We start from the raw sequence: 6,345 nt of genomic DNA on the forward strand, positions 1-6,345 counted from the left end.
CGTGAAGCCCCTCGATCCGCGCCTGCTCCGCTACGCCCGGGCGGCCCGCGTGTTCCTCCTGCTCGGCGGGGTGCTCGCGCTGGCGAGGACCCTGGCGATCGTCGCCTTCGCGTGGCTCGTGGCGCAGCTGGTGGCCGGTGCGGTCGACGGGAGGAGCGCCGACGATCTCGCGCCGCTGCTGGCCGCCCTGCTCGCGGTCGTCGCGGCGCGGGCGGCTCTCGCCTGGGCGACCGAGGTGAACGCGGTGCGCGGAGGAGCAGGAGCGAAGGCGCAGCTGCGGCAGGCGGTCCTCGCCGCACTGGTCGAGCTCGGCCCGGCGGGCCGCTCCGAAGGGGGCTCGGGCGGGGTCGTCGCGCTGCTGGGCGGCGGACTGGACTCCCTCGACGGCTACTTCGCCCGCTACCTCCCGCAGCTGATCGCCACCGCGGTGGCGACGCCGCTCCTGACACTCGTGGTCTTCCTCGCCGATCCGCTCAGCGCGGTGTTCCTGGTGGTGACCCTGCCGCTCATCCCGGTGTTCATGGTGCTGATCGGCTGGGCGACCCAGGCCGTGCAGGCGCGGCAGTGGGAGCGGCTGCAGGCGCTCGCGTCCGGCTTCGTCGACACCGTCGGCGGCCTCGCAACACTCAAGATCTTCGGGCGGGCCGAGCGGCAGGCGACGCGGATCCGCGCGCTGACCGAGGACTACCGCGTGCACACGATGAAGGTGCTGCGGGTGACCTTCGTCAGCGGCTTCGTGCTGGAGCTCGCCGGCTCGCTCTCGGTCGCGCTGGTCGCCGTCTCGATCGGGCTGCGGCTCGTCGACGGCTCGCTGGGGCTGGCCGTCGGGCTGTTCGTCCTGGTGCTGGCGCCGGACGTGTTCCTGCCGGTGCGCCAGGTCGGTGCCGAGTTCCATGCGGCGGCGGACGGGGTGCAGGCGGCGGACCGCGCCTTCGCCGTCCTCGAGCGCGCGGCGGCCCTGCCCGCTCGCGGGAAGGCCCCGGCGGCGACGGGGGCGCTCGAGCTGCGGGGTCTCGCGGTCGACGACGGACGCGGGCGGACGCTCGCTCCTGTCGACGCGGTGCTCCCCGTCGGGTCGATCACCGTGGTGACCGGGCCCAGCGGGTCCGGGAAGTCGACGCTGATCGCCGCGCTCGCGGGCTTCGTGCCCTTCTCGGGCACGCTGCTGCTCGGCGGGTCGCCGGTCGCGGATCTGCGGTCGACGCTCGCCTGGGCGGGCCAGCGGCCCGACCTTCTCCCGGGGAGCGTCGCCTCCGCCGTCGGGCTCGGAGCACTCTCGCCGGACCCCGAGCGCGTGCGGCGGGCCCTGGCGATCGCCGCCGTCGACGTGGACCCCGAGCGCCGGCTCGACGCCGAGGGGACGGGCCTCTCGGGCGGGCAGAGCGCCCGTGTCGCCGTCGCCCGCGCTGTGCACCGCCTGCTCGAGCGCGGGTGCGCGGTGCTGGCCCTGGACGAGCCGACCGCCGCCCTCGACGACGAGTCCGAGCGGGCGCTGCTCGCCGGACTCAGGTCGCTGGCGGAGAGCGGGACGATCGTCGTCGTCGCCAGCCACCGGCCCGCGACCGTCGCGGCGGCCGACGCCGTGATCGCCTTGGCGCCGGCGGAGGCGGTCGCGAGGTGAACCGCTCCGACGTCCTCCGCGCCGCGATGCCCGGGCCGCGCCGCTTCCTGCCGGGTCTGTCCTTCGGGCTGCTCTCCTCCTCCGCCGTCGTGGCGCTGCTGGCCTGCTCCGCCTGGCTGATCGTCCGCGCGGCCGAGCAGCCGCCGATCCTGTTCCTCTCCATGGCCGTCGTGGGCGTGCGGGCCTTCGCGCTGGCGCGGGCCTTCTTCCGCTACCTCGAGCGGCTGACCGGCCACGACGCCGCCTTCCGCGCGCTCGCGGAGCTCCGGGCGGGCGTCTACGAGCGCCTGGTGCCGGTCGCGCCGGACGGGCTGGGCCGCGTTCGCCGTGGCGACCTGGTCTCCCGGGTGGTGGCGGACGTCGACGCCCAGCAGGACGTGCCGCTGCGCGTCGTGCAGCCGCTGGTCGTCGCGGCGCTGGTCGCTGCGGTCTCGGTGGTCGGCGTCTGGCTGCTGCTGCCGGCGATGGGCGCCGTGCTGCTGGCGCTGCTCGTCCTCGCCTTCGCCGGTGGGGCCCTGGGCGCCGGCCGGCTCTCCGCGCAGGCGGATCGCGAGCTGGCGCCGCTGCGCGGGGAGCTCGCCGAGCGCCTCAACCTGCTGGTCACCCGCCTCGACGTGCTCATCGCCTTCGATGCGGCGGGTGACGCTCTGGCGGACGTGGCACGCGCGGAGGAGTCGCTCGCCCGGGCGGCGCGTCGGCGGGCGGCCTCCGCCGGACTGGCCGCGGCCGTCCTCGCCCTCTGCTCGGGCGGTGCGGTCTGGGCGGGCCTCGCGCTCGGGATCCCGGCGATCGGCGACCTCGGCGGTCCGGCGCTGGGAGTCGTCGCGCTCGTGCCGCTCGCGGTCTTCGAGGTCGCCGCCGCCGCGCCGCTCGCCGTGCAGGCGGCGCGCACCGCGCTCTCGAGCGCTCAGCGCCTGGCCGATCTGGACGCCGAGGCGGCGTCGCCGGCGCTCGCGACCGACGCGGACGTGGACCCGGATGCCCCGGCTCCCCGGGGCGCCGGCATCGTCCTGCGCGACCTGTCGGTGAGCTGGCCCGGCGCGCACACGCCCGCGCTGCGGGGCGTCTCGCTCGACCTGCCGGAGGGTGCGCGCGTCCTCGTCACCGGCGGCAGCGGGTCCGGGAAGACCACGCTCGCGCACGCTCTGGTGCGCTTCCTCGACCACTCCGGCAGCTACCTCCTGGGCGGAGTCGAGGCGCGCACGCTGCCGCAGGCGGAGGTGCGGAAGCGGGTCGGGCTCGTGGAGCAGCAGCCGTACCTCTTCGACGACACGATCCGGCAGAACCTCCTCTTCGCGCGGCCCGAGGCCGATGGCGCCGTGCTCGAGGCGGTGCTCGAGCGGGTCGGGCTCGGGCCCTGGGTCGCTGCACGCGGCGGGCTCGACGCGCGGGTGGGGGAGCGGGGCTCGCTCGTCTCGGGCGGCCAGGCTCAGCGGATCGCCCTCGCACGCGCACTCCTGGCCGATTTCCGCGTCCTGGTGCTGGACGAGCCGACGGCGTCGGTGGACGCTCCCGTGGCCGACGCCCTGCTCGGGGATCTGCTCCGCGCCGCCGAGGGGCGGACGGTGGTCCTGATCGCGCACCGGGTCGATCCGGGCCTGGAGTTCGACACGCGGATCCGGGTGGCGGACGGCACGGCGGCTCAGGAGTACCGGGCCGCCTGAGCAGGCGTCCGGTTCCGCGGGGCGGTCGGTCCGAGCGGCCGTTCAGCCGTGCTCCGTCCGGACCGAGGCCCGCGCCAGGGAGGCCGCGCGCGCCAGGCGCCCGCCCTCCGCCTCCCAGCGGTCGAGGACCGCGTCCGCCCGGGTCCGCGCCGCACCGCGCAGCCCGGCCAGGAGCGGAGCGACGACGTCGCGGGCCAGCGGGTCGCTCAGCTCGTCCACGCGGGAGTCGCGGACGAAGCCCTCGAGCCGGGTGAGGTCGGAGCCGCGCAGCCACTCGGCTCGGGACTGCAGCAGCACGACGGCCGCCAGCCGCGGCTCGAACACCGCCTGCTCCCACAGCTCGGAGGAGAGGGCGGTCACGTCGTCGTGCTCGAGCGAGCGGAACTTCCTCAGCGCGTCGCGGACGGTGCCGCGGACCGCCCCGACCGAGGCGCCCGTCGAGTCGAGCCCTGATCCCAGGCGCTCGCGCACGTCCTGCGCGCGCCAGACGTCGCCCTCGTACTCCAGGGCCGAGCGGATGAAGTCGCCGGGGTCGCTCACCCCTCCATCATGCGTCGCGCGTCAGCCCCGGCTGGCCCAGACGGCCCGTCCGATGCCGTCGTACTCGACGAGGCGGCCGTCGTCCTGCAACACGAGGCGGTAGGGCGCGACGACGCCGCTCTGGCCGATGCCGAAGGAGATCCTCGGGAACCGCAGCCAGAGGATCCGGGAGTCGGCCACGTCGAGCCGGCCCTCGGAGCTCATCGAGAAGGCGGCACCGGAGGCGGAGGAGGTGTTCGTCGCCCAGTCCGCGCCGTTCGGCCCGTAGACGACGAAGTTGCCGTCGCGCTGCATCTCAGCCCGCCACTGCCCGCTCGCCGAGGTCAGCCGCGTGCCCGCGACGACGAGGCCGCTCGGGGAGAGCGAGTCGCGCACGACGAGCGCGGCACTGCTCCAGAGGACGCCGGAGTCGTCCGCGATCCGGAGATCGCCCTCGCGGAGGACCATCGTGGCGCCCGGCTCGCCGGACGTGTCCGAGGCCCACACGGGCGCGCCGTCCGCGGTGTAGACCACGGCGTTCCCGTCGTCCTGCATCCGGAGGACGTTGCCCCGGCCGCGGGTGCCGCTCGCCCAGAGAGCCCCGCCCTGCCCGTAGACGACGAGGTTGCCGTCCGCCTGCATCACCGCCGTGGTGCCTCCCTGGGTGGCGAGCCGGTTCCCCGCGTAGAGGGTGCTGCCGCGGCGGAGGGTGTCGGTGCGCGGCTCGTCGATCCGGCCGCCGATGCTGCTGGCCCAGGCGGCCGAGCCGCTGCGGCGGTAGATCACGAGATTGCCGTCGTCCTGCATCCGCAGCTCGCCGCCCGGGTCGGCCACCGTGCCGCTCGCCCAGACCGGGCGCCCGTCCGCGGCGTACACGACGAGGTTGCCGTCGTCCTGCATCCGCAGGCTGTCGCCGCGCCCCTGCGTGCCCGAGGCCCAGGTGGGACGGCCGCCGGCGGCGTAGACCACGGCGTTGCCGTCGGTCTGCATCACGAGGGAGGTAGCGCCGTCGGGGGACACCAGGCGCTCGCCGCGCGCGAGATGCTCGCCGGCACGGAGGACCGCGGCGGAGGCGACGGCGGAGGACGCCGAGGGCGGGGCCTCGACCGCGGCGGCGGGCAGCGAGCCCAGCAGGAGCGCGCCCGTGGCGGCGAGCGCCGCGAGGGAGGCGGTCAGGGAGCGGCCGGAGGGGAGGTGCGTCATCGCAGGGGTCCTGTCGGGGAGGGCGGCGGGGTCGGGGAATCGTCCCACGGCGGGGGAGACGACGACGCCCCCCGGTCCGGGGACCAGGGGGCGTCGTGGCGGAGGGGCGTCAGCCGCGGCTGGCCCAGACCGCGCGGCGGCTGTCGTACTCGACGAGGTTGCCGTCGTCCTGCATGACGAGCTTGTAGGGGCCGACCGATGCGGCGGGCGGGACGACCGACCATCCGCTCGTCGTCTCGGTGCCCACGGCGATCTGCCCGCTGGTGTCGAGGGCGAAGAAGCCGCCTGCGCGGGTGGTCTTCGACGCCCAGATCGGGCCGTTCTTGCCGTAGACGACGAAGTTGCCGTCCGCCTGCATCACCGCTCGGTAGACGCCGTTCGCCGAGCGGAGGAAGCTGCCCGCCTCGAGCGAGTTCGCCGCGTAGAGAGTGGTCGAGGGGAAGGCGGCCTGGCTGGTCCAGATCACGTCGTCGGACGGGTTCACGATGATCAGCGAGCCGGCGTTGTTGATGCCCAGGCGGAGGTCCTTGCCGCGCGTGCCCGAGAACCACTTGACGGAGCCGTCGGAACCGTAGATGACGGCGTTGCCGTCCTTCTGCATGGTGATGCGGTTGCCGGAGCCGCCGGTGCCGGTGCCCCAGACGGCGCCCTGGGGGCCGTAGCCGACGAAGTTGCCGTCGTTCTGCATGACGGCGCTGAAGCGGCCGTCGGCGGAGGTGAGCTGGTGGACGGGGCGGAGGGTCTGCTCCGTGAACAGCGTGTCGGTCACCGGCTCGGCGATGACGCGGCGGACGCTGCTCGCCCAGGCGGGCGAGCCGTTCTCGCGGTAGACGACGAGGTTGCCGTCGGGCTGCATGATCACCGAGGCTCCCGCCTCGTTGATCGTGTTCGTGCTCCACACGGGGCCGCCCTTGGCGGAGTAGACGACCATGTTGCCGTCGGTCTGCATGACCAGGTGGTCGCCGCGGCCCTGGGTGTTCGTCGCGAAGGTGGGGCGGCCCTGCGGGTCGTAGACCACCGCGTTGCCGTCGGTCTGCATCCGGAACGAGTAGCCGTTCGTGCCCGAGACGATCCGCTGTCCGGCGGCCAGCTCCTCGCCGCCGACGAGGGCGTTGTAGTAGCTGACGGCCGCGCGGGCGGTCTGCTGGGCGGCCTCGGGCGACTCGCTCGCGGGAGCGAGGCCGGTCGGCGCCTCCTCAAAGGAGGACAGGGGCTTCTGCGGGTTCTCCGCGGCGAGGGCCGGGGTCGCGCCGAAGAGCAGGGCACCGGTCGCAGTCGTGCGTCCGCCGTGCGAGCATCGAGTACCCCCTCTTCCGGCCCCCGCCGGCCACTCGAGAA

At 75.3% G+C, this 6,345-nt stretch carries 5 protein-coding genes; 2 read left to right on the forward strand and 3 right to left on the reverse strand.

Annotated features, from left to right (window positions below; all coding sequences use genetic code 11):
• The first annotated feature begins 1 nt into the window (after window position 1).
• Window positions 2-1,621: a thiol reductant ABC exporter subunit CydD gene (cydD, locus tag C5D09_RS02380; RefSeq protein ID WP_104263597.1), complete on the forward strand. Its 1,620-nt coding sequence runs from the start codon at window positions 2-4 to the stop codon at window positions 1,619-1,621.
• Window positions 1,618-3,285: a thiol reductant ABC exporter subunit CydC gene (cydC, locus tag C5D09_RS02385; RefSeq protein WP_104261742.1), complete on the forward strand. Its 1,668-nt coding sequence runs from the start codon at window positions 1,618-1,620 to the stop codon at window positions 3,283-3,285. The genes cydD and cydC overlap by 4 nt, the downstream gene beginning before the upstream one ends.
• Before the next feature lie 42 nt (window positions 3,286-3,327).
• Here cydC and C5D09_RS02390 read toward each other — a convergent pair whose 3' ends face one another.
• The 3 genes from C5D09_RS02390 to C5D09_RS02400 all read right to left on the reverse strand — a co-directional run.
• Window positions 3,328-3,825 carry a DNA alkylation repair protein gene (locus C5D09_RS02390; RefSeq protein ID WP_104225639.1) on the reverse strand — a complete coding sequence of 166 codons (498 nt, stop codon included), beginning with the start codon at window positions 3,823-3,825 and terminating at the stop codon, window positions 3,328-3,330.
• A gap of 21 nt (window positions 3,826-3,846) precedes the next feature.
• Window positions 3,847-5,007, reverse strand: a complete 1,161-nt coding sequence (locus tag C5D09_RS02395; RefSeq protein WP_181134997.1) for a hypothetical protein — start codon at window positions 5,005-5,007, stop codon at window positions 3,847-3,849.
• A gap of 109 nt (window positions 5,008-5,116) precedes the next feature.
• The coding region (locus tag C5D09_RS02400; RefSeq protein WP_104268514.1) for a hypothetical protein at window positions 5,117-6,345 on the reverse strand (1,229 nt) is incomplete at its 5' end.

Source organism: Rathayibacter sp. AY1C9, assembly GCF_002932315.1.
Taxonomy (GTDB): Bacteria; Actinomycetota; Actinomycetes; order Actinomycetales; family Microbacteriaceae; genus Rathayibacter.